This window comes from uncultured Tenacibaculum sp. (genome assembly GCF_947495995.1).
Classification (GTDB): Bacteria; Bacteroidota; Bacteroidia; order Flavobacteriales; family Flavobacteriaceae; genus Polaribacter.
Window position 1 is genome coordinate 1 of the sequence record NZ_CANMAX010000013.1, and the last position, 25,705, is coordinate 25,705.

General features: G+C 31.9%; 11 protein-coding genes and 1 pseudogene. 6 read left to right on the forward strand and 6 right to left on the reverse strand.

All coding sequences use genetic code 11. The features are described 5' to 3' along the window. The 5 genes and pseudogenes from Q1A15_RS19860 to Q1A15_RS19880 all read right to left on the reverse strand — a co-directional run. Nucleotides 1–898: pseudogene (locus tag Q1A15_RS19860) on the reverse strand (hypothetical protein); the annotation flags it as partial. 15 nt (nucleotides 899–913) lie between these two features. Then, nucleotides 914–2,392, reverse strand: coding sequence for a RagB/SusD family nutrient uptake outer membrane protein (locus Q1A15_RS19865; RefSeq protein ID WP_299628023.1), 1,479 nt, complete (start codon nucleotides 2,390–2,392; stop codon nucleotides 914–916). 12 nt (nucleotides 2,393–2,404) lie between these two features. Beyond that, nucleotides 2,405–5,419 (reverse strand): TonB-dependent receptor, encoded by a 3,015-nt coding sequence (locus tag Q1A15_RS19870; RefSeq protein WP_299628024.1) that lies wholly within the window; start codon nucleotides 5,417–5,419, stop codon nucleotides 2,405–2,407. 196 nt (nucleotides 5,420–5,615) lie between these two features. Then, nucleotides 5,616–8,375: a LuxR C-terminal-related transcriptional regulator gene (locus Q1A15_RS19875; protein WP_299628026.1), complete on the reverse strand. Its 2,760-nt coding sequence runs from the start codon at nucleotides 8,373–8,375 to the stop codon at nucleotides 5,616–5,618. A gap of 36 nt (nucleotides 8,376–8,411) precedes the next feature. Further along, complete coding sequence (locus Q1A15_RS19880; RefSeq protein ID WP_299628028.1) at nucleotides 8,412–10,064, reverse strand: solute:sodium symporter family transporter; 1,653 nt, start codon at nucleotides 10,062–10,064, stop codon at nucleotides 8,412–8,414. Nucleotides 10,065–10,382: 318 nt separating this feature from the next. Between Q1A15_RS19880 and nirB the strand changes: the two genes are divergently transcribed. The 6 genes from nirB to Q1A15_RS19910 all read left to right on the forward strand — a co-directional run bounded on the left by nirB (nucleotide 10,383) and on the right by Q1A15_RS19910 (nucleotide 24,077). Then, nucleotides 10,383–12,899 (forward strand): nitrite reductase large subunit NirB, encoded by a 2,517-nt coding sequence (nirB, locus tag Q1A15_RS19885; RefSeq protein ID WP_299628030.1) that lies wholly within the window; start codon nucleotides 10,383–10,385, stop codon nucleotides 12,897–12,899. Between the two features lie 26 nt (nucleotides 12,900–12,925). Further along, entirely contained in the window at nucleotides 12,926–13,303 is a 378-nt protein-coding gene (gene nirD, locus Q1A15_RS19890) for a nitrite reductase small subunit NirD (protein ID WP_299628119.1), read from the forward strand. 11 nt (nucleotides 13,304–13,314) lie between these two features. Continuing rightward, nucleotides 13,315–13,899 (forward strand): DUF4202 domain-containing protein, encoded by a 585-nt coding sequence (locus Q1A15_RS19895; RefSeq protein WP_299628032.1) that lies wholly within the window; start codon nucleotides 13,315–13,317, stop codon nucleotides 13,897–13,899. Nucleotides 13,900–13,921: 22 nt separating this feature from the next. Further along, nucleotides 13,922–15,730 (forward strand): type IV pili methyl-accepting chemotaxis transducer N-terminal domain-containing protein, encoded by a 1,809-nt coding sequence (locus tag Q1A15_RS19900; RefSeq protein ID WP_299628034.1) that lies wholly within the window; start codon nucleotides 13,922–13,924, stop codon nucleotides 15,728–15,730. 237 nt (nucleotides 15,731–15,967) lie between these two features. Continuing rightward, nucleotides 15,968–23,260, forward strand: coding sequence for a choice-of-anchor D domain-containing protein (locus Q1A15_RS19905; protein WP_299628036.1), 7,293 nt, complete (start codon nucleotides 15,968–15,970; stop codon nucleotides 23,258–23,260). Between the two features lie 139 nt (nucleotides 23,261–23,399). Next, nucleotides 23,400–24,077 carry a response regulator transcription factor gene (locus Q1A15_RS19910; protein ID WP_299628037.1) on the forward strand — a complete coding sequence of 226 codons (678 nt, stop codon included), beginning with the start codon at nucleotides 23,400–23,402 and terminating at the stop codon, nucleotides 24,075–24,077. Between the two features lie 94 nt (nucleotides 24,078–24,171). Here Q1A15_RS19910 and Q1A15_RS19915 read toward each other — a convergent pair whose 3' ends face one another. Next, nucleotides 24,172–25,335, reverse strand: a complete 1,164-nt coding sequence (locus tag Q1A15_RS19915) for a M12 family metallopeptidase (protein WP_299628039.1) — start codon at nucleotides 25,333–25,335, stop codon at nucleotides 24,172–24,174. Between the last annotated feature and the right edge of the window lie 370 nt (nucleotides 25,336–25,705).

Consider the following 25,705-nt stretch of genomic DNA (forward strand, 5'->3'; position numbering starts at 1 on the left):
CTAACTTTAATCGGAACGCTGTAATATTTGGTGTCCAAACATCTAAATGGATAAACTCCATTCCTGATGCATCTACGAAAGAACTTACTGTTTCTATACCGTTAAAGTTTAAAGCCGTATATTTTTTTGTCGCATTTCCATCAATCATAACATCTTCGAAACTTGCTGCACTCCAAACTGTGTTCCAAGTATCAACAGTTACATCTGTATATGCTTCACTAAATAATGAAACTACATCAGCAGCTTCTCTGTTTCTTGGTGTTGGAGCCGCCATTGTTGGCGCTAAAATTTCTGTAACTGTAAAAGTAGCTGTGTACTCTGTTGTTGCAATTGCAGCTCCTTTTGCTACAACTCGAATATCGTAATCTCCAGGATTTTGATACACATAACTTAACGATTCTCCAATGTTTGCTGTCGCTACTGGTTGACTTACTCCTGATTCTCCTGAATAGAATTCATACATCGTAGCATAATCTGCTGTGACTGTTACATCAACTTGTTTTGAAACTCCTGAATTATTTTCAATAGTAACCATTAAATTTTCTGGTGCTTTAAAAGAAACTACCAATTCTTGTATTACTTCTGTTTTTAATCCGCCTACATTAAAAGCCTCTATTTTTACATTGTATGTCCCTTCTGCATAAGTATGAGCAACACTTTGACCGGCTTCAACATCAGCAAAATCAGTAGTACCATCTCCAAAGTAAACTTTAAAACTATTTGCACCATCTGCTGTTGGCGTAATCGTTACTAATCCTGTATTATCTTGTGTAATAGTATAGGTTGCAGCAACATTACTTGGAGCAACAATACTATCAGCAAAAGATAAATCTCTATCTTCTTCTATACAGCCTGTAAAAAATAACAAGCCTAATATGATATAATATATTTTCTTCATGATTTAGTGTTTTAATTAATACCCTGGATTTTGACTCCAATTTCCGTTTGAGAACTGAATTTCTTCAATAGGAATAGGGAATAATTCGTTTTTGTTTGGAGTAAATCCATTAATTAAATTTCCATTCCCTGTACGAACTAAGTCAAAGAATCGATGACCTTCACCAACAAATTCTAACCTTCTTTCGTCATAAATAGCTTGAGTAAGTGTACTTCCTGTAGCATTAATATCATGGTTCATATCTCCGAATGCTCTTCTACGCACACGATTCACATATTCTTGTGCTCTTCCATCACTAATTCCTCCTCTATTTAAAGCTTCCGCAGCCATTAATAAAACATCAGCAAAACGAATTGCTCTGTAATTATTTGGATTGGTAAGATTAGCATCTCCTGTATTTAAATCTCCCTTTCTAGCAATGTATTTTCTATTGTAATAACCTGTATGCTCGAAACCTTCACTAAATGTCGCTCCAGTACTAGCTGCCCAAGCATTGATATCTAAAATTGCAACATCACGTCTATTATCATCAGCATCAAAAGCATCGTAAACTTCTTGAACTGGTATATTGAAACTAAAACCAGAATCGTACGTTGGTCCGTTATAATTCCTAATTCCATTAAAACCAACAGCAACATTACCTTCACTACACTGTAAACATCCAAATCCAGCTCCTTCAACATCTGTATATTGTACTTCAAAAACAGATTCAACCCCGTTTTCTCCGTTACTCTCAAAAATGATACTGTAATCTGTGACTAAATTGAATGGACCATTATTAATTAAATCTTCTAAAACATTTGTTGCCTCAGCAAACTTATCTTGATATAAATATGCTTTACCTAATAAAGCTTGTGCAGAACCTCTATTTGCTCTTCCTACTTGTGGAGAAGTGTATGATAAATTTGCGATTGCAAATTGTAAATCTGCCTCAATAGAAGCGTAAACTTCAGCCGGAGTTGATCTTGGAATTGTTTTTTCATCACCAACATTAAATCTAGCATCTCCTTTTAAAGGAATTCCTCCGAACCATTTTACTAATTCAAAGTGATAATATGCTCTTAAAAATCGTGCTTCTGCAATGATGATTTCTTTTCCTTGAAAATCTGTTTTGTCTTTAAATTCAAGAATGTAATTTGCTCTATTTACTCCAGCAAACATCCAATTCCAAATATCTCTAAGATTGCTATTAACTTCTGTATGAATCATATCATCGATTTGTTGAAAACCTATGACATCAGTAGCACTTTCACCTCCACATAAGCTATTATCAGAAGCAATTTCTCCTAACATAGCATTTACATATGTAGACTGTAATAAATCGTAAGCACCAACTAAAGCTTGGTAATAATCATCTTCTGAATTGAAGAAGTTTTCTGAATCTATACTAAACTCATTTACATCATCTAAGAAATCATCTGAACATCCGTAGAATGAAACTCCTACTACTAAAATGAATGTAAATACTATTATTGCTTTTATATATTTTTTCATTTTTCTATCTTTTTAAAAAGCTAAATTTAATCCTAACAAATACTGACGAGATACAGGATAAAATCCGTAATCTATTCCTCCTCCTATAGCCTGACCTGTAGTGGCTGCAGGATCAAACCCTTTATAATTTGTAAACGTAAATGCATTATTTACGGTTGTATATAATCTTACTTTTGAAAAACCTATATTATCTAAAAGTGTTTGTGGTAAACTATATCCTATTTGGATATTTTGAATTCTTAAGAATGAAGCATCTTCAACAAAGAAACTTGAAAACAATCTATTGTTTGTAGCTCCTGTGGTTACTCTTGGTACTTCGTTACTTGTACCAGGACCTCTCCATCTATCTAAATAAAATGCTGGTCTGTTTACATTAGGCTGATCTCTTTCGTAGTTTCTAACCATTTCTTTATTTAACTCTGCATACATGTAGGTTCCGAAATCCCAGTTTTTATAACTAAAACCTAGATTTAATCCCATTATGAACTCTGCTTGAGGATTACCGATGTTTGTTCTATCATCAAAATCAATTACTCCATCTCCATTTACATCGACATATTTAATATCACCTGGAACAGCGTCTATTCCTAATAGACCAGCTTGAGAAGGTGAATTATTTACTTCATCTGTAGTTTGGAAAATTCCGTCTGTTTGTAATCCGTAGAAATATCCTATTGGCTGACCAACTTCCATTCTAGAAGGCGCAGGTTGTCCAACACCAAAAGCACCACCTTCAATAACAACATCTCCATTGATCTTTGTTACTTCTCCATCAACTTTAGTTACATTATAACTTATATTGTAAGAAAAATCGTCTCCAATATTATCTTTATACTTCACTGCAAATTCAAATCCGTTTACTCTAGATGTTCCCGCATTTACTGTAGGACTTCCTGAACCTGGAGCAGCAATTCCTGTAATACCTGAAACTGGAATATTCGGAATTAATAAATCGTTACGATCTTCTCTAAAGTAATCTGCTACTATTTCTAGTTTATTATTGAATAAATTTAAATCGAAACCAATATCCAATTTCTCTCCTCTTTCCCATCTCGCTTCAGTATTTGGTAGAGTTCCTACTGCAATTCCGTTAACTAACATGTTATCGAACACATAAGTTCCTTCTCCGTTTAATTGTGCTCTAAATAAGTTTCCACCAGCATTTGTTCCTAAGAAACCATAACTTGCTCTTAACTTTAAGAAGTTGATAAAATCGACATTCTTCATAAAGTCTTCTTCTGTGACTTTCCAACCTGCTGTAACCGATGGAAAATAATCTACTCTATTTTCTGGAGTAAAATCTGAAGCAGCATCTCTACGAATCATACCAGAGATTAAATATTTTCCTTTGTAATCGTACTGTAATCTTGCGAAATATGATAATAATCGATTATCAAAAACAAAAGAACCGTTGGTTAAAGCATTATTAATTCCGTTGGCTAAACTGATGTCTGCAAATTCCCAAGCATTATTTGGTATATCAAATCCTGTTGCGAACAGCCCGTCTCCCCAACTTCTTTGCATACTAGTTCCTAGTGTAACATCTACATTATGATCTTCGTAAAAAGTTCTTTTGTAATTGATAAAAGTCTCCCAGTTGTAGTTGTTCGAGTTAGTTCTTGATTGATCGACTTGACTTCGATCTCTGTTAAATACTTTTCCTGCACCATAATTTACAATCGGAGAAAAAGTTTTTCCTTTATCACTAAAGGTTTTATATCCTACTCGAGAAGTTATTGTTAAATCTTTTATCGGTGTATAATCTAATTGGATTGTTCCTTCTAAATTGCTTCCGAAATAATCGTTGTAAGTATCTCTAATTTGAGATAATGGATTTATTACTTCGTTTCCAAGGAATCCAGTTAAATCCTCTTGATCAACTGCATAAGTTGGAGCGTAATTTAGAGCATTAAATAAAACTGATCCTAAACCATTTTCTGCTATACTTAACCTACTTGTTGTGAAGTAATTTGTAGTTGTTGAAATTTTAACTTTATCACTTAAATCGATACCCAACGTTAATCGAATATTATTTCTAATAAAATTAGATTTCTCTGGTGCAATGATACCATCTTGTTCTAATCTAGAAGCTCCGATGTAATAATTTATCTTTTCTGATCCACCTGAAATTCCAACGTTATGATTCATCATAAAAGCTGTTGAAAAAATCTGATCTTGCCAATCTGTATTATTTGTTATTGATGAAGGATTAGGAAAAGGTAATGCTTGTCCGCCTGCAGCATAACTTTCATTCAGTAAAAATGCATATTCAGTTGCATTTAAATAATCAAGTCTTTTAGTAGTTTCTTGAATTCCTGTATAACCATCGTAGGTTATTTTCATTTTAGCATTTTTTCTACCTGATTTCGTAGTTACTAAAATAACCCCGTTAGCACCTTGGATTCCGTAGATTGCAGCTTGTGCATCTTTCAATACAGAAATAGACTCAATATCATTAGGGTTTAAGGTATTTAAATTAGCGCCTGCCAATCCGTCAATAACAACTAATGGTCCGTTTGCTCTGTTAGAACTGATACCACGAATTAAAATATTAAAACCACTACCCGGAGAACCCGATGCTGTGTTTATTGAAACTCCTGATGTTGTACCTTGTAATGCTAAACTTGCATCTACAGGTTTTAAATCTTCTATAGTTTCTGAGCTTACTAAAGAAACCGCTCCTGTAACATCTTTTTTAGATTTTTTACCATAACCTATGATAACAATTTCTTCTAACCGTTGTGAATCTTCTGCTAATGATACATTTATTTGTTTGTTGTTTACAACTATAGTTTTTGATACATAACCTAAAGAAGAGAACACCAATGATACTCCCTTGTTTACGTTAAGTGTATAGTTTCCGTCAAAGTCGGTTTCTGTACCTTTTTGTGTATCCTTAATAAGAATACTTACCCCTGGTATTGGTTCACCTGTATTTGCATCTGTTACTTTACCACTAACACTTATTTCTTGTGCTTGTATTACAACTATAGATATCGAAAATAATAGTGTAATTAATTTTCTCATAAAACGAGTTTTTGATTATATCATAAAAATACCCTTGAATTTTTATTAATTAATCAACAAACCCCAATACAAAAAACATACATCATAAAAAAACTTTAAAACCCAATAAAAATCAGCATTTTAAAGATTTAAAAATCACTTAAACACACAAATGTTGTGGTAATGTATGGCTGAAAACAAGTAATTGTTGTAGTATTTATATCTCTAATATATAAGACGTTAGATTTACATCATGTGCTAAATCCATTTTTTTACGCAAACGGTATCGTTTAACTTCTACACTTCGTGGTGAAATATTTAATAATGGTGCTATTTCTTTAGACGATAAGTTTAATCTTAAATAAGCACATAATCTTAAATCGTTAGGAGTTAACTCTTTGTGTTTCTTTTTCATTTTATTAATAAAATCTTTATCAGCATTATTAAATGCTTCTTCAAACATTTGCCAATCGTCTGTATTATTTAAGTTTTTATCAATTATTTTAATAACACTTTGTAAGCTTTTCTCATCTCCTTTTACAATCTCCTTTTTTAAAGTACTCAACAATTCATTTTTCTTAATCATACTCATTGTAGAAATTGCAAGTTCTCTACTTTTACTTTCTACATCTTGTTTCAACTGTTCATTTTTGATTTTCATCAATGTTTTTTCATTTTCCAATGTTTTAAGCTGAAACTCTTTTTCTTGCTTTTGCAATAACTCTTCTCGTTGTCTTCTATAATATGTTTTGTATAATCTATCCATAAATACAGAAAACAAGAAAACAAATAACACATAACAAGCAATTGCCCAATTCGATAAATACCAAGCTCTATGAATTACAAAAGAATATTCTGGAATGTTTTCTACCAATTCGTCTCCTATTTTTGCTCTTACTTTAAATGTGTAAGAACCAAAAGGTAAATTCTCAAATAACTCGCTATTTTTAGTAGACCAAGGACTCCAACTGTCTGTATATCCATCTAAAAAGTATTGATATTTCACTAACACATCTTTAGATAAATAAGGAACACTGTATGAAAATTCTAGACTATTATCTTTTGAAGATAATTCTACTGGAGACTTAATATTCTTTTCTAAATAATGTGGTTCTCCATTAACAGCATGGTTTCTAATTGAATTTATTCCTAACTCATAGTTTAGACTTTTATCTCCTTTTAAATCCGTGATCAAATAACCATTTAACGTACCTATTAAATATTTATCGTCAGCAATTTTTTCTATATTTTCATATCCAATAGCTCCTTTTCTAATTGTATTTGCAATTCCTTTTCTTGTTACAATAGTATTAGAACTAAACTTATCTGGTCTTAAAAAAATAATATTCTCTTTAGTAAAACCAAACAGCTTATTTTCATCTTCGGAAAGTACCAAATTCGCTGATAAAAAATCATTTTCAGGTAATAACTGACTTAAAATTTCATCTTTAACGAACTTTTGAGCTTTATCAAAATACTGAAAAACACCACCTTTATATGCATAAATAATGTTGTTCTGATATTTTATTAGACTTGAATGAATTCCTTTGACTAAAGACGTATCTATTTCAGACGAAATTACGTTTTTGAAACCGTCATCTACTTTTAATTTGTAAACTCCTTTATACTCGTGATTAATAAAAATCGTATTGCTGTGATGTAATTCAAAGAATTTACATGAATTATGAAAGCCTTTGATTTTGTGTGATAATTTCCAATCGTTACCTGATTTTTTAATGATATATAATCCGTCATAGTTTCCTTGCAACAACGTATTTTGAGCTATTTTTTTAATTCCCCAAGTTCCTTGTATATCACTAACTTTCTGAGCTGATCCGTCTTTAACTATAAAAGTTCCAGAATTATGACCACAAAAAAGTGTATCATCAATTAAATCTAAACTCCAAACTTGTCCCTGAGTATTTTCGATAAATTGAAAATCACCTGAGGAAGGATATTTCTTAAAAAACAATCCTTGATTAGTACCTAAATACAAATGATCATTCAATATTTTAGAAGTATAAACTGTACCTAATTTTCCTTTGACATCTTTAAAAATTCGTGTAGAAGAAGTAAGATCTATTTTATTTATCCCATTATCTAATCCCAACCACAAGTCTCCTTTTTTATCTTCAAAAGTGGTTAAAACTGTATTGTTTGATAATCCTTTATTCTGATTTAAATGGTAAATAATTTCTCCAGAATCACTACTGTAGATCATTCCATTAGATATAGTTCCTATAATGAAATTATTATCTTTAAAACGATGCGCACTGTATACAGTCTTTCCTTGTAAATAAGTTAACAGCTTTTCGTTAAAAAAGTAGCTTTTCTCTTTAGTATAAAAACCTTTATTCTGTGTTAAAAAAACAAGATCATCTTTATCTTTAAAAACTAATACAACTATGTTAGTTTTTAATTCATCTATAGCAGTTACTAATTTTGCTATCCCTTTTTCTATTTTAAAAATTCCTTTACCTAATTCTTGAAAATAAATTGTACCATCTACCTTGTACATTTTAGTGATAGAGGTTTCAGAATTAATAACTTTAGTAACTTTTGTATTGGTATTGTAAATGTAAATTCGTTGTAGTGATTGAAATAAAACCCAACCATCTAATTCGAAAATATTCCAAAATTGTTCATCTGGTAATACTCCAATATTATTTTCCTTAACTAAAGATGTATAATGTAAAACTCCATATTCATCACGTTTCCAATATCCAAAATCCATGTAAAAACCAGTATATATCTTGTCTTTACTTGCATTTACAGATCGCATTATTGTTTGATTTGGAGTTGGATATAAATTCCAGTTTGCTCCATTAAATTCTAATAATCCTTTGTTATTGGCTACGTAGATAAAGCCATTATCAGCTTGACTTATTGACCAATTTTGAGATTCTGCATTGTAATCTTCTGGATAAAAATGATTTATCAACGGCAATTCTTGAGCATTAACTGAAATAAAACTCAAGAAGCATAAGAAATAATAAAAATTAAAACTTTTCAATTAAGAGAAATAGAAATAGATTAGAATTACAATAATACAAATAAAAACACCAACCAACTTAGTATGTTTCCAAGGTACAATGTCTACTTGCTTCGATTCTTTTTGCTCATAAGGCACTGCTTTCGGTTTTAATTTACCTATTAATAACATGATTATCGTATTCAAAACGAAAAGAATAGCCATAATATGAAGAAAGTGTGGATAAGCTTCTGCTTTTACTAAAGTCTCATTAATTATTTCTCCTGATTTTTTTGCTTCTTCTAGGGCTGAATCTACAAAACTTGGACGTAAAACGAATTCACTTATTATATATAAAATTGAACCTGTTAACAATCCTATTTTAGCAGCAATAGCTGGTACTCTTTTAGTAACAAATCCTACAAAAATGATTGTTAAAATAGGAATACTATATACTCCATTTACTTGTTGTAAATAAGCGAATATACTTTCTAAACTTGATAGAAACGGGGCAATAAACATTGCAGCAATTGCTAAAATAATTCCAAAAGCTTTTCCGTATTTCACTACTTCTTTTTCATCTGCTTCTGGCTTTATATGTTCTTTGTAAATATCGATTCCGAATAAGGTTACAGAACTATTTAACACACTATTAAAGGAACTTAAAATAGCTCCGAATAATACAGCTGCAAAAAATCCGATAAATTCTTTTGGTAATACATTTCTTACTAAAGCTCCATACGCTTCATCTGGTGCACCTACATCTAACATTCCTTGTGTTGACATGTAATATGCTATAACTCCTGGTAAAACAACAATTAACGGACCTAATATTTTTATGAAAGCTCCTAATAATAATCCTTTCTGTCCTTCTTTTAAATTTTTAGCTCCTAGTGCTCGTTGAATAATTTGCTGATTTGTTCCCCAGTAAAACAATTGCACTAACATCATTCCTGTAAAAATAGTTGCAAACGGAACTGAAGCTGCAGTATCTCCTATTGAATCAAAATGGTTTGGTATTTTTTCTTGTAAAACTTCAATACCTTTTACCAAATCATTATCTCCTATTAATAATAATCCGAATAACGGGATTAAAATTCCTCCAATTAATAAACCAATAGCATTTATTGCATCAGAAACTGCTACCGCTTTTAATCCACCAAATACTGCGTAAATAGAGCCTATAATACCAATAGACCAAACACAAATCCACAAAGCAACCTCTTTAGATACTCCTAAAATTGACGGAACATCAAACATTCCACTGATAGCTAAAGAACCTGAATATAATATCGTAGGCAACAAAACAACTGCATAACCTGTTAGAAACAATACAGAAGTTAATGTTTTTGTAGTTGTATCGAATCGTTCTGCTAAGAATTGAGGAATTGTAATTAAACCACTTTTTAAATAACGTGGTAATAAAAACACAGCTGTTACTACCATAGCTATAGCTGCTAAGGTTTCCCAAGCCATTACTAAAATTCCTTCTGAAAATGCCGCTCCGTTTAAACCGACTATTTGTTCGGTTGATAAATTTGTAAGTAATAATGATCCTGCAATTACACCTGCAGTTAAGCTTCTTCCTCCTAAGAAATAGCCTTCAGATGTGTCTTCATTAGTTTTACGAGTTGCACTCCATGAAACAACAGCAACTAGTACTGTAAATCCTATAAATGATATTAATCCTAACATAAATTTGGTTATTTGTATCCCCAATTTAACATTATTTATTTTGAAATGACCATGAAAATCACCTTGTATAGTTGTTGTATGGGTAAAATAGTTCGATAATTTACTTTTCTCTCTTTTAAAGCATAATCAAACTAAAAAATCATATCACTAAACATTTAATAACTATTTAATTTAAAACCCTATAAATTATCACATTTATAAAAAAAGATAGCCATATTCTTTAATCTCAAAATAAAGCTATAAACACGTACTTTTTTACTTCTTTTTACGTATTTAATTAAGTATTTATACGTAGTTTTATATTCAAAATCAATGAATATGAAACACATTATCGTTGTCGGAAATGGAATGGTTGGATATAAATTCTGTGAAAAATTCACAGAACAAACAACTTCAAAAGATTTTAAAATTACTGTTTTTGGAGAAGAACCAAGACCTGCTTATGATAGAGTTCATCTAAGTGAATATTTTGAAAATAAAGATGCCAAAGCACTTGAAATGGCTCCTGTAGAATGGTATAACGATAATAATATTGATTTAATTACCAACACTAGAGTTAATAGTATAGATAAGGTTGCTAAAACTATAGAAACGATTCATGGTAAAGAATATAATTATGATTATTTAGTATTGGCTACTGGATCATCTCCTTTTGTTCCTAATATCAAAGGTGTAGAAAAAAATGGTGTTTTTGTATATCGTACCATTGAAGATTTAGAAGGAATGCTTGCCTATGCAGATAAGCTAAACTCTGAAAAACCAAATGCTAAAGCAGCAATATTAGGTGGTGGTTTATTAGGTTTAGAAGCTGGTAAAGCTGTTTTAGATATGGGATTAGAACCTCACGTTGTTGAATTTGCTCCTAAATTAATGCCAAGACAGTTAGATATTAGAAGTAGTAAAGTATTACAATTAAAACTAGAATCTATTGGTTTACATATTCATTTAAGCAAAGCTACAAGTGAAATTTTAGGTGATGGAAAAATTACCGGAATGCAGTTTGGTGAAGACGATCGTTTAGATGTAGATATGCTTATAATTTCAGCTGGAATACGTCCAAGAGATGAACTTGCTAAAACATGTAATTTAGAAACAGGAACTCGAGGTGGTATTATTGTAAATAATAAAATGCAAACCTCAGATCCAAGTATTTATGCTATCGGAGAAGTTTCTTTATACAACCAAATGATTTACGGTTTAGTAGCACCAGGTTATGATATGGCTGCTATTGCTGTTGAGCAAATTGTTGGTACTTCAGCATCTGTTATGCAAGAAGATATCGATATGTCTACCAAATTAAAACTTATAGGTGTTGATGTTGCTAGTTTTGGTGAACCTTTTATGCCTGCAGACAAAGGACATTCTATAATTTTTGAAAATAAAACTCAATTTTTATATAAGAGAATAAACATCAGTTTAGATGGTAAAAAATTACTAGGTGGTATTTTAGTTGGTGATACTTCTGATTACAGTATGTTACATCAGATATATTTAAATGGTATGGCAATTCCTGAAGATCCAGCGCAATTAATTTTACCTGCTGGTGACGGAAATACTGCTTTTGGTGATGTAATGGATTTACCTGATGATGCTCAAATATGTTCTTGTGAGAGTGTTACAAAAGGTCAAATTTGTGGTGTTATAGAAAATGGAGAAGCCACAGATCTAGCCGGAGTTGTGAGCTGTACAAAAGCCGGAACTGGTTGTGGTGGATGTAAACCTATGGTTAGTGATTTAACCAATGCTACTTTAAAATCTTTAGGAATAGAAGTAAAAGATTCAGTTTGTGAGCATTTTGATTTAAATCGACAAGATTTATATAAAATCATTCAGGTTAAAGGTTACAAAACTTTCAACGAAGTATTAGATAATCATGGAAATGGCGGTCATGGCTGCGAAAAATGTAAGCCTTTGGTTGCTTCCTTAATGGCTACAATTAATGCTGATACGGCGAATGAAGAATATGCTATTCAAGATTCCAACGATCGTTTTATGGCGAATATTCAGAGAAATGGCACATATTCTGTTGTTCCTAGAGTTCCTGGTGGAGAAATTACTCCTGATAAACTTATTGCGTTAGGTCAGATTGCTAAAAAATATGATTTATATACTAAAATAACTGGTGGTGTACGTGTTGATCTATTTGGAGCAACATTAAATCAATTACCGCTAATTTGGAAAGATTTAATCGGTCATGGTTTTGAAAGTGGACATGCGTATGGAAAATCACTTAGAACCGTAAAAACTTGCGTTGGATCTACTTGGTGTCGTTACGGAATGGACGAAAGTGTAAGCTTCGGAATTGAACTTGAAAACCGTTATCGAGGTATTCGTGCTCCTCACAAAATTAAAGGTGGAGTTTCTGGATGTATTCGTGAATGTGCAGAAGCGCGCGGTAAAGATTTTGGATTAATAGCTGTAGAAGGTGGCTGGAATTTATATGTAGGTGGAAATGGTGGTGCAAATCCTCGTCATGCTGAATTATTTGCGGAACAAATTGATAATGAAACGGTCATTAAATATTTAGATCGTTATTTAATGTTCTACATGAGAACTGCTAAACCGTTACAACGAACTGCTGCTTGGCAAGAACGATTAGAAGGTGGTTTAGATTATTTAAAAGAAGTTATTATTGATGATAAATTAGGTATTGCAGAAGATTTAGAACAAGAAATGCAAACTTTAGTGAATAGATTCAAATGTGAATGGACACAAGCTATAAATGATCCTGAAATGATGAAACGTTTCAATCACTTTGTGAATAGTAAAGAAGAAGACGATAATCTTGTTTTTGTGCCAATGCGAGAACAAAAAATGCCTGAACCATGGAGTTAATAAGTACACAAAATGCAACAAAGAATATGGAAGAAATTTTGGATAAGTATACAACTACACAATTGGAAAAAGTAACCGTTTGGTTTAAAGCTGCATCAATACATGATTTCCCAACAGATGGAGGTGCTTGTGTGAAGTACAAAGACAAACAGATTGCTGTTTTTAATTTTACACGATTAAATAAATGGTATGCTTGTCAAAATGTTTGTCCACATAAAATGGAAATGGTTTTATCAAGAGGAATGATTGGTGATGATAAAGGAACTCCTAAAGTTGCTTGTCCACTACACAAAAAGACATTTTCTTTAGAAAACGGCGAAAATTTAAATGGCGATTTAGATGCTATAGCTACTTATCCTGTAAAAATAGAAGAAGAAAATGTGTATATTGGTTTTTCAGATTAATTGAAAAGTTCATGAAACCAACTCGTTTTGAAACTGCTTTAGCTTTAATTGATAAAAAAAATGCTGAAGACCCTAATATTTATACTGTAAACAATACAAACTTCCCTAAGGAATTATTGTACTCTCAACGCATGTCTAGGAAGTTATTACAATTTACACCTAATGCTTCTCGAGCTTTACAAATAGCCGCTAGAGCACAACATATTTGTCGTTGGAAAATTGCTAGAGATGAATATCCTATGGATAGAGTTGGTTATTTAAGATGGCGTGAAGAATTAAAAAAATCTCATGCATCAATAACAGGTGACATATTAGCAGAAGTTGGTTACGACGATGAATTTATCAAAAGAGTTCGATTTCTTATTTTAAAAAAGCAACTCAAAAAAAATGAAGAAGCGCAAACATTAGAAGATGTTATATGTTTAGTATTTCTAGATTTTTATTTTGAAGAATTTGCTGCAAAACATAATGATGAAAAAGTAATCGACATTCTAAAAAAGACATTAGTAAAAATGTCTGAAAAAGGGAAAGAAGAAGCTTTAAAAATTAAATTCTCAGATAAAAGTTTAGCTCTAGTTCAAAAAGCACTTAACTAAAATATATTAGTTAATTATCAATATGCCAAAGCATACCAATTCATTAGATCAAAGAACCTTTGAAAAATTAAGTCGTTTATACGTTATTGCGTTAAGTACAATAGCAATATCGGTAATTGTAAGTCAGTTTTTAATTCGTAAGCATTTAAAAAATCAGCAAAGTGATTCTAGAGTAATTAATATTGCTGGTAGACAACGTATGCTTAGTCAAAAACTTACTAAAGAAACACTTTTATTATTTTCAGAAAAAGACACATCTAAAAAACAAGAAATAACAGAACAGTTAAAAAAGACACTTTCACTTTGGAAATCTTCTCATGTTGCTTTACAAAAAGGAAATGATTCTTTAGGATTACCAGGAAATAACAGCACTATAGTTAGTAAGCAGTTCACTGAAATTAATCCGATTTTTGATGTCATAAATAGTGCTACAAACTCTATAATTAATCATGTAGAACAAGCTGATACTTCAACTAAAAAACCTTACGATTCATACATCAATATTTTAAAAACAAATGAAAGTCCATTTTTAACCAAAATGGATGAAATTGTAAATCAATATGATGTTGAAGCCAATGCAAAGATAAATTGGTTACGTAGGTTAGAGTTATTGTTGATGGTCATCACTTTAATCATACTTTTAGCCGAATTTCTATTTATTTTCTGGCCCACAGCAAAATCTATTCGAAATACATTAGCAGAATTATTATCTGCTGAAAAGCTTGCTAAAAAAATGGCTTTTGATGCCGATGAACTTAGTTTAGCGAAAGAAAAATCTGTTAAAGAATTAAAAGCTTTAAGTAGAGCTATGGACGAAACTTTACTTTCTGCTCGTATTTTGCCAAATGGTTTAATCATCCACATGGGAAATCGATTTTCTCGTCTTTTTAAACATTCGAAATTCAAAAAAGATTTCTTTTGGGACATGCTCTCTCCTATTCCACAAGAACGCGACGCTATAGAACAACTGGTTTTAAAAAATAAAAAAACTGGATGGCAAGGAGAAGTTAAAGCTAGAACAAATAGTGAAGAAGATATTTGGTTAGAAATGGCTATAATTCCTTATAATCCTACAAATGAAAAGTCTGAATTATTAATCATTGCATCAAATATTACTGAGAAAAAAACTGCTCAATTAGAGATTGATTATTTGAAACAAGTTGGATTCGAAGAAAAAATGAATCAGCAAAAAATAATTTCAAAGAAAATCATTGAAAATCAAGAAAAAGAACAAAGTAGAATCGCGAAAGACGTTCATGATGGAATCGGACAAATGCTAACTGGATTAAAATTCAATTTAGAAAGTGTGAATCCAGATAATGTTGAAAGAACTAAAGAGAAAATCAGCCAACTAAAAGAACAAACCAGTAATATTATAAAAGGAGTTCGAACTGCTACATTTAATTTAATGCCTTCGGAACTTTCTGATCATGGATTGGTTCCTGCACTAACCAAACTTTCAAAAGAATTAAGCCGATTGACCGAAAAAAACATCATCTTTTTCAATAAAACTAATTTCGATCAACGATTAGATACACTTACCGAAATCAATATTTATAGGATTACACAAGAAGCGATTAACAATGCAATTAAATACGCTAATTCTTCTCATATTTTATTGTCTATATCGCACAGTGAAAGTATTCTTAGCATTGTTATTGACGATAACGGAAAAGGATTTGATGCTGAAAAACCACTTAGTAAAGATGGTGGAATGGGATTAACATTTATGAAAGAACGTATTAAATATATAAACGGACGATTATTTTTAAATTCTGAAGAAGGAAAAGGAACTAGAGTTACTTTAAATATCCCTATTCATAAATCTTAGTACAAGCACTAGACTTCTTTACCTCAAGCAACATACTGTATAACAATATTTTATTTTAGTTAAACTAAAATAATTTCCTTATCTTCATTGGTAATTAACCTATTAAAATCAATTATCATGATTAACAATTACTTGTTAAGTATGGTGGGGAAACTATTGCCCATACTTAAGCAAAGGATGTTAAACACAATCATCCTACTCCTATTTTTAAACTTCCAACCTTCACAAGCACAAAAAATGGAACAAATACCTGGAAATCAGGTCGTTTGTCCAGCTAAATTTCAAGACATGCATTCTAGAATGGGAATGCAACAGCTTTCTAAAAGAAAAAACACGTTTGTAAGAAGAAATACAACTGCAGAACTTATTGTTACTTACGGTCCGGGAGCACAAGCAAATCCTGAAGCTAGAGCTGCTTTTGACTTTGCATTAGCTATTTGGGCTGAAGAAATTGTTTCTTCTGTGCCTATTCGTATATCTGCTGAATTTGCAAATTTAGGTCCAGGTGTATTAGCTTCGGCTGGTCCAACAACACTTGTACGTGACTTTCCAGGAGCGCCAAAACCAAATGTATTTTATCCTATTGCTTTAGCCAATTCTATTGCTGGAGAAGATTTAGCTCCAGATACAGAATTTGATTTAGTTGTAAACTTAGGTAACGGAATTCCTTGGTATTTTGGTACCGATGGAAATACTCCTGCTGGTTTATTTGATTTCGTTTCTGTAGCACTTCATGAAGCCGGGCATGGTTTAGGTTTTATCGACGGTGGTAATGTTGCTGGTGGTGTTGGTAGTATCAACAATGGTGGAGATCCTTTTGTTTTTGATACTTTAGTCGTTGATGGAAATAACAATTCTGTTTTAGATTTACCGAATCCTTCTGTTGATTTAGGTATATTTTATACTAGTGGAGATGTTTTTATTAATGGAGAATTTGCTGTTGCTGCAAATAATGGTTCTAATCCAGAGTTATTCGCACCGAATCCTTTTCAAGGCGGTTCAAGTATTGCACATTGGGATGAAGCTGCTTTTCCGGCAGGTGATCCAAACTCATTAATGAGTCCGCAAATTGGTAGTGCAGAATCTAATTTCGATATTGGAGATATTACACGTGGATTCTTTAGAGATATGGGATGGGTTTTAGCTGAACAAGCTCCTATTACTGTTGTTCCAAATCAAATTAATGATGAACTTAATGTTGGAGAAACTATAACTCAAGAAATCACTGTTTCTAATAGCTCGGAAAATCCAGTTACTGTAAATGCTTCTATAAGTTCAAATGCTGAATTAATTCGTTCAATTAGCAATACTAATTTTACAATTCCTGCAGGAGAAAACACAACGTTTTCTATTGAACTTAGCACTGTAGGAGTTACAAAAGGAAATTACGAAGAAAGTGTAAGCTTAACTATTGACGGTTTTTCAGAAACAGTAACTATTCCTGTTAATATTAGAGTAATTGATGGAACTGAAGCTCCTAGTATTACTGTAAATCCTACTTCATTTGATGAGACTTTACAACAACTACAAATAGTAACTAGAGATTTAGTAATACAAAACACTGGTGATGATGTTTTGAACTACAACATTACCATTAATGATGTTCCTCAAAATACTATTGCTACTAGAATTCTTGAAACAAATAACTTTATACGAGATAATGGATTTAAAACAGAAAATATTACTTCTCGTTTTTCTATAAATAATAATGTAGATACTAAGCTTATATCAATAAATAATACTTTTAATCGCTTAGTAACAAACTTATTTGCTGCTGATTTTGAAAATTATGAAATCGGTGATTTAAACAATCAGTTTGGTTGGCAAACTTCTCCAAATACTTGGCAAGTTTCAAACTCTAATCCTTCAGAAGGAGCACAATCTGTACAATTAAGAGCAGATGGATCTACAACTCGTGCCTTAGCATTTACTCCATCTATTACTCCAGGATCAGAACCGTTTATGGTTGCATCTGCAGATATTAATATTCAAGGTAGTGGTGTTACTTGGGAATTTATTCCTCAATCAAATACTGCCGAGTTGGTTAATACAAGAGTTCGTTTTAATCCAGACAACACCATTGACATTTTTGACTCAGATATAGGTGCCTTTACTAGAATAGACACTACAACTCCTACTGGATATTTTAATCTTAGAATTGTAGTGGATAGAGATGATGCAGCAATGACCATTTTCTTTGATGACGCATTAATTTATAGAGGAAGAGCTGCTACAAATCAGATTGAACAAATTGTATTACTATCCGAAATGGAAGCTTCTACTTCTACTATGAATATTGATAATATTGAAATTATTGATGGTGATGAAGATGCTTTTTTTGTATCTGTTTCACCGGTTAGTGGTAGTGTAGATTTCGGATCAGAAACTACTTTAGCTGTAAAATTTGATACTAGAGCTTTAGACACTGGAGAATACAGTGCTACTATAAATATTTCGAGTAACGATCCTGAAAATTCAACTATTAATATTCCTGTATCGTTAACTGTAGTTTCGCCACCTAGCATTGTTGTAACACCAACAAGTTTAACAGCAGCTATTGATGTGCAAACAGATAATCCAGCAACGAAATCAGAAGTATTTACAATAACAAATACTGGAGAAGCCAATTTAGAATTTAGCGCAGTAGTTGGTAATGTTACCTTTACTCCTTTTGCTTCAAATTCAAGAATTAGCAATTTATCTTCATTCGATCTTTCAAAATACGGAACTCCAAATACAATTACCAATGAGCTTAAAAAGGCTTCATCTTCAGGTGGAATTACATTATCTTCTCTGAAACGAAAAGCACTTGAAAATACTCCAAATCTTATTGACTCTATTTTTTATGACGCTGGTATAAATTTTCCAGATGACTTTGTAGGATTTAATAATGGAACAGCTTTAACCGCTGCTGTTAAGTTTGACGTAGATAGAAACTTTACATTAACCGCAATTCGTAATGGATACCGAACAGAGGCATCTACCGATCCTGTAATTCTTGAAATTTATCAAGGTGGAGCAACTCCTGCAGATGGAACTTTATTACTATCTCAAACTATTACAGAAACTAGTACAGATGGTGTATTTGCTATTGAAAACTTAAATCAATCTTTCAATTTCTCAAATGGTGATTCTTTCTGGGTTGTACATAAATATCCACAAGATATAAACTTCCCACAAGGAGTTAATGATGGCGCTACAGTTCGACCTAATACGTATTTTATTAGTGATGATGGTGGTTCAACATATTCTACTGTAGATTTTGTTTTCTTAACTAGAGCTCTAAATGCACAAACAAATAACAGCATTACCTTACAGCCATCTGAAGGTTCTGTTGCACCAGGAACTTCTGTTGATGTTACAGTTACTTTCGATGCTATAGATTTACCTAATGGTAATTACGCTTCAGATATTTTAATTTCTAGTAACGATCCTCTTAACCCTACAGCTACTGTAGCAACAAGTTTAGACGTTTCTGGTCAAACATCTTTTATTGAATTATCCGACGAATTTATTTTATTCAATAACGTTTTTATTGGAAATGAATTAGAGAAGATATTTACACTTACTAATTCTGGACTTTCTCCAATTAATATTTCCTCTATTACATCAGACAATTTATTCTTTGCTGTTACCTCAACCGCTACAACAATTGGTGCTGGAGAAAGTATAGATGTTACCGTAAACTTTAGACCTGGTACTCCTGGTAATATCAACGGAATTATTACTGTTAATAGTGACGCTTCTAACGCAAGTACTTTACAAGTAGTTGTTAATGGTGTTGGTGTAGAACCACCAATTGCCGTATTAACTCCTACTAATATATCTGAAAATGTAGATGCTGGTAATACGGTTGATACGCAATTATCACTTAAAAATGAAGGAAAGGCTCCTTTATTGTTTTCTTTCCCTGAGTTAGCTGTAGTAGCTGCTTTAGCAAAACCAGATGTAAAACTTAACGATACTAAAATTTTAAACTTTAGTAGTTTCAGTACTCAAAAAGGAGCGCCAGATAACAGAATCGGATCGAAAGTATTATACAGTTTAGGTACTGATAATGGCTTTGGTTATACATGGATCGATAGTGATGAAAGTGGCGGACCAATTTATAATTTTGTTGATATTTCTGGAACTGGAACAGAAATCACTACTGATCTTGGTGGAGACGGAAGCTTAGGAATTCCTTTACAATTTCCTTTTGAATTCTACGGAAACACTTACACCAACGCAACTGTAAACGCAAATGGTTTTATCTCTTTTGATGAAGCTTCTACTCTTACATTTGTTAATAGTCAAATTCCAGTAGATAATGGCGTAAATAATATGATTGCTGGTTTATGGGATGATTTAGAGCCTCAAAACTTCAATGGAGCTGTTCATTATCAAACTATCGATGATACATTTGTTGTTCAATGGACGAATGCTTCTGTATTTTTAGGTTCAGAAAATGAAACTGTTACTTTCCAAATCGTTTTACATGCTGATGGAAATATTGATGTTTTCTACGAAGATGTAGAAACTGCTCCTTTCTTAAACTCTGCCACAGTAGGTATCGAAAATGCAGATGCTTCAGATGGTGCACAAGTAGTATTTAATTCAGATTATATTAAAAATGGATTAGCACTTCGATTTATAAAACCAGATGTTGCTTTAACTCCTTTTATTTCTAACATTTCACCAATGTCTGGAGTTGTACCAGCTGGCGGTTCAAGAAATTTGACTGTTACGTTAGACGCAACAAATTTAAACGATGGTGTTTATTTTGATGAACTAACTGTATCTAGTAATTCTCCAGATACTTCTACAAGTAGTTCTCTTATTGAATTAACCGTAACAGGTTTCCCTAGAATAGAAGTACAAAGAGATTCAATTGCATTTGAACCAATATTTGTTGGTTTGCAAAGTAGCACTGATTTGTTAATTCAAAATACAGGTAGTAAAGCTTTAGAAGTTGACTTTAGTAATCAGAATTCAGATTTTACAATAACATCTACTTCTTCAGCTCCAATATTACCAGGTGCAAGTCAAGCGATAACTATTAACTTTGCTCCTACTTCTGTCGGATCAATAGGTGATAATTTAGTAATTACAAGTAACGATGCTTTTGGAAACGAATCTGTTAGTATTCCTTTAATAGGTGTAGGTGTAGATCCTCCTGTAATTAACGTTATTCCTGATTCATTAAATATCACCTTAAAAAGAGAAAAGACTACTACGGAAATCGTAACTATAGAAAATAATGGTGGAAGTACGTTAAACTATTCACTAGTTAAAACTCCTTTCTCGACAAACCTTACAAATTCTGTAAGAATACCTGGTTATACTCAAATTGAATTTGAACAACAAATTATTACTAAAGAGCAAACTGATGATCGAATCGGACCTAAATTCTTAAATGCAAGTGGTGGTCCTGGTACATTCGGTTACATTTGGGCTGATAACAACAGTGGCGGTCCTGCTTACGACTTTATAGATATTAGTGCTACCGGAACATTAGCTAATGTTGGCGCTGATGGAGATGAAACCGTAAGTCTTCCTTTTACATTTAATTTCTTTGGTGAAGATCAAAATTCTGTAATAATTGCTGCAAACGGATTCTTAAGTTTTAGTCCAATTACCGCTACTTTTGGAGCTTTCTTAAATCAACAAATTCCAGCAACAGCTAATCCTAATAATTTAATTGCTGGTTTATGGGATGATTTAGAACCTCAAGATGGTGAAGGAGTTTTCTATCAATCTTTTGAAGATTATTTCATTGTACAATACGAAGAAGTACCTGGTTTTGGATCTAATCCAGTTAAAACACCAGTTACTTTCCAAATTATCTTATTTAAAGATGGATCTATAAAAATGCAGTATAAGAATGTTAACTCTGAAATTAGCACAAGTTCTACTGTTGGTATAGAAGGTCCGAATGGTGAAAACGGATTACAAGTAATTTTTAATACTGAATTCTTAACAAATGAATTAGCTATTACTTTTACTCCTCCAATTATGGGAAGTGTAGCTCCTGGAAGTACAGCAGAAGTTCCTCTTGAATTTTCTGCAGCTGGACTTGAAGCTGACACAACTTACAATGCTGATATTTTAATAAGTAGTAACGATCCTGCAACTTCAGAAGTTACTGTTCCTGTAACATTAAACGTATTAGAAACTATAGAAATCGTTAGTTTTACTCTTGTTGATGCTACAACAAATACTGAAGTAGGAATCATTAATGATGGAGATGTAATTGACTTAAATGATTACAACGGATTAAATAACTTTAGTATAATAGCGAATAAAGGAACTTTAGATATTACCAGTGTAGTTTTTGATTTTAATGAAGAAACAGGTTTTAATACTGAAAATAGAGCTCCGTTCTCTCTTAAAGGTGATTTTAATGGTCGATTCTTTAGAGGAGTTAGTTTACCTCTTGGAAGTAACACAATTACCGCTACTCCTTTCGAAGAGAGAAATGGTAAAGGTGAAACTGGTATCTCGAATACAATAACTTTCGAAGTAATTGATTCTAATCCGCCAACTGTTACAGATTTCGTTCTGATTAATGCAACAAATAATACAATCGTCGGACCTTTAAATGAAGGCGATACAATTGATTTAGCTGATTTCAGACGAAATAATTTTTCTGTAGTGGCTAATACAACAGGATCACGAGTAGAAAGTGTGATTTTCGATTTCAACGATCGTACTAATTTTAATACTGAAAACAGTGTTCCATATTCATTAAATGGAGATCTTACTTTCAGAAGAACTAAGTATTTCGGAACTCCATTTTTATTAGGAACAAATACGATTACTGCAACTCCTTTCAGAAATGATAATGGAAAAGGTGATAATGGAACTCCAGTTACAATTAACTTCGAAGTAATAGATAGTGATGCTCCTGTAGTAACAAGTTTAACTTTGATAAATGCTGTTACTAACGAAGAAATAGGTCAATTAAATGAAGGTGATACTATTAATATTGCTGATTTTAATTCTAATAACTTCTCAGTACTAGCTAATACTGAAGGTGATGATACCAGAAGTGTGGTATTTGGTTTAAATAATCGTGACCGATATAGAGTAGAAAACTTTGCTCCGTATAGTATTGGTGGAGATTTTGGTGGAAACTTCTTTCCAATTAAATTTTCTTTAGGAACAAATACAGTAACAGCAACTCCGTATAAAAAACTATTTGGTAAAGGAAAACCAGGTACAGCTATATCAGTAACATTTGACGTAATAAATGATGATTCTTCAACTGGTAACAGTGTAATTGGTCAAGTTTCACCAAACCCAGTTGTAGACATTGCAACAGTTACTTTAAAAGAAAATGATCAGTTTAAAGTATTGGCTAATATGAATCTGAAAGCTTCTATTCATACACTATCAGGATTTACAATTAGTCAGCCTGTAAACTTTTCTTTAAATGAACAAAAAAGAGGACAAGTTGATGTAAGTAACTTACCTTCTGGAATCTACATTTTAAGAGTTACTGATGTAAATGATCAAATCATTTCTAGAATTAAACTTATCAAAAAATAATCGATTTAATTCTTTAACATTCTAAAATCGAAGGTCATCTAGTATTAGATGACCTTTGTTTTTTTAACAACAATACTTAAGAAACTTACTACGTATTTAGATTGTTTCTAAGTATATTTGCTTAATAATTAACGAATCTATGGAAAAAATTAATGTTGTTTTAGTTGATGATCATGTGTTAGTTCGAGACGGAATTAGAGCATTATTAGAAGATCAAGAAGATATACAAGTTATCAATGAAGCTTCTAACGGAAAAGATGCTTTAACTATCGTAAAGAACATAGATCATAAAGTTGTGTTGATTGTAGATATTCGTATGCCTGAAATGACAGGAATCGAGTTGGTTACTTTGATTAAACAACAATATTCAGAAAAAGAAATAAAGACATTAGTTTTATCTATGCACGACTCTGAAGAGTATGTTGTACAATCTATACAAGCTGGAGCAGACGGTTATCTTTTAAAAGGTTCTAGTAAAGAAGAGTTTTTAAAAGCTTTGCATAAAATTGCATCTGGTGATAAATACTTTACAGGTGATGTTTCTGATATTATCATGAATAATTTCGTTAATGGAAAAACACCTAATAAAATTCAATCAACTGCTGTAAATCAAACTGAAAACCCTTTTAAACTTACGAAAAGAGAAACTCAAATTTTACATTTAGTATTACAGTTAAAGAATAATAAAGATATTGCTGAAGAGCTTAAAATTAGCAAACGTACTGTTGAAGTACATCGATTTAATTTGATGAAAAAACTAAACGTAAAAAACATCATGGAATTAAATCAAAAAGCAAACGAATTTAATCTTATTTAAATAAAAAAAGGCTGCCCTCTCGGGCAACCTATATCCATTTTAATAATTAGGATTGGGATAAGGATTTATTATACTTACTTTCTTTCCTTTCTTTTTAAGATCCACATTGTCCTAAGTTGTTCCAACCTCCAGATACTCTTTCGTATAAAGAACCTTGGAAAGTAACTCTAGAACCTACTGCATAACTTCTACCGCTAACATAAGCAGCCACACCATCACAAATATCAGCACTCTGTGAACCACACTGTCCTAAGTTATTCCAACCTCCAGATACTCTTTCATATAAAGAACCTTGGAATGTAACTCTAGAACCAATTGCATAACTTCTTCCACTAACATAAGCAGCTACACCATCACAGATATCTCCGCCTCCACCAGTTGAAGGAGGATACATTTTATTAATTCCTTCAATATCTCCAGCAGATAATCCATTTCTTTGGATTGAATATGAAGAACCGTCTTTCTTTTCTATAGTTGGTTTACCATTTTTTGAAAAGAATGTTGGGCCATACATCATTATAGATCCGAAATCTAAAGTAGATGTATATTCATCTCCATCATTTCCTTGTTGAACATACGTTTGAAAGTTAAACGAACGATTATCTACAATATTTTCGAAATTAATATTCACATAAGTATCTCTATCTTTTCTACTTTGCTCGTGCCATAAACCTACTGCATGCCCAATTTCATGAATTGTATTACCAGTAGTACAACCTGTAGCTAAATTAATGTCTTGACGACCACCTCTTCTACCTACAAAAGAAGAACATCCTGAACCAGTTCTAAAATAAATATAATCAGACTGATTTGTTCTTTGCACGAATCTTAAAGCCGTATTTCTTTCCCAATGCGCAATAGCATCAGTTACACGGTTTTTATTTGCTAAAGAAGATTCAACTGCGTAATAAACAGTATTGTTTCTCCATCGACCTCCTGTTCTTCCAACAGATCTACCTAACACTTCAATTGGAGATGGTTCACCAACTTGTGCAGGAGATTCAGTTAATTGTGTAGCATCAAAAAGTATATCACCATCTAACACATACACATCGTTTACTTTTTCTACATTAACTTCACTTGTTCCATAATAAAGTTTCTGTACTGTTCCACTTAAAGCTGGGAAAGCTTCTTCTGCTTTAATTTCTGCAGATTCTGGTGGAATAATTTCATTTAAATCGTTAGAGTCTTCACTCTGACACGAAAAAATTAACATTGAAGTAGCTAAAGCTACTAGTGGGAGTTTTAAGTTTTTCATAAAAAGGGTTTAATTTTAGATTTATTATGTTTAACTAATATGTTAAAAACTTATTAATTCAGTTACATAATGCACTAAATTCCAAATTATTATCTGTACACTAAAAGAAATAAAACCTCTTATATTTTAAAAAAAACTTAACACAAATTAACGATAAAAAAACACAAAATCCTAAAAAACAGATAATTAAAAACAAAAAATCAATTTGTTAAATTTATTTTTTCATCTAAAATAAATGTTAAAAAATCTTAAAGTCAAATACAAATTATCAAAATTATTCATGATTAATTATCAAATTCATAACATAAAAAAGGGATTACTTTTTTAAAGTAATCCCCCTTAATCCAAAACATATAAATCAAATTATTTA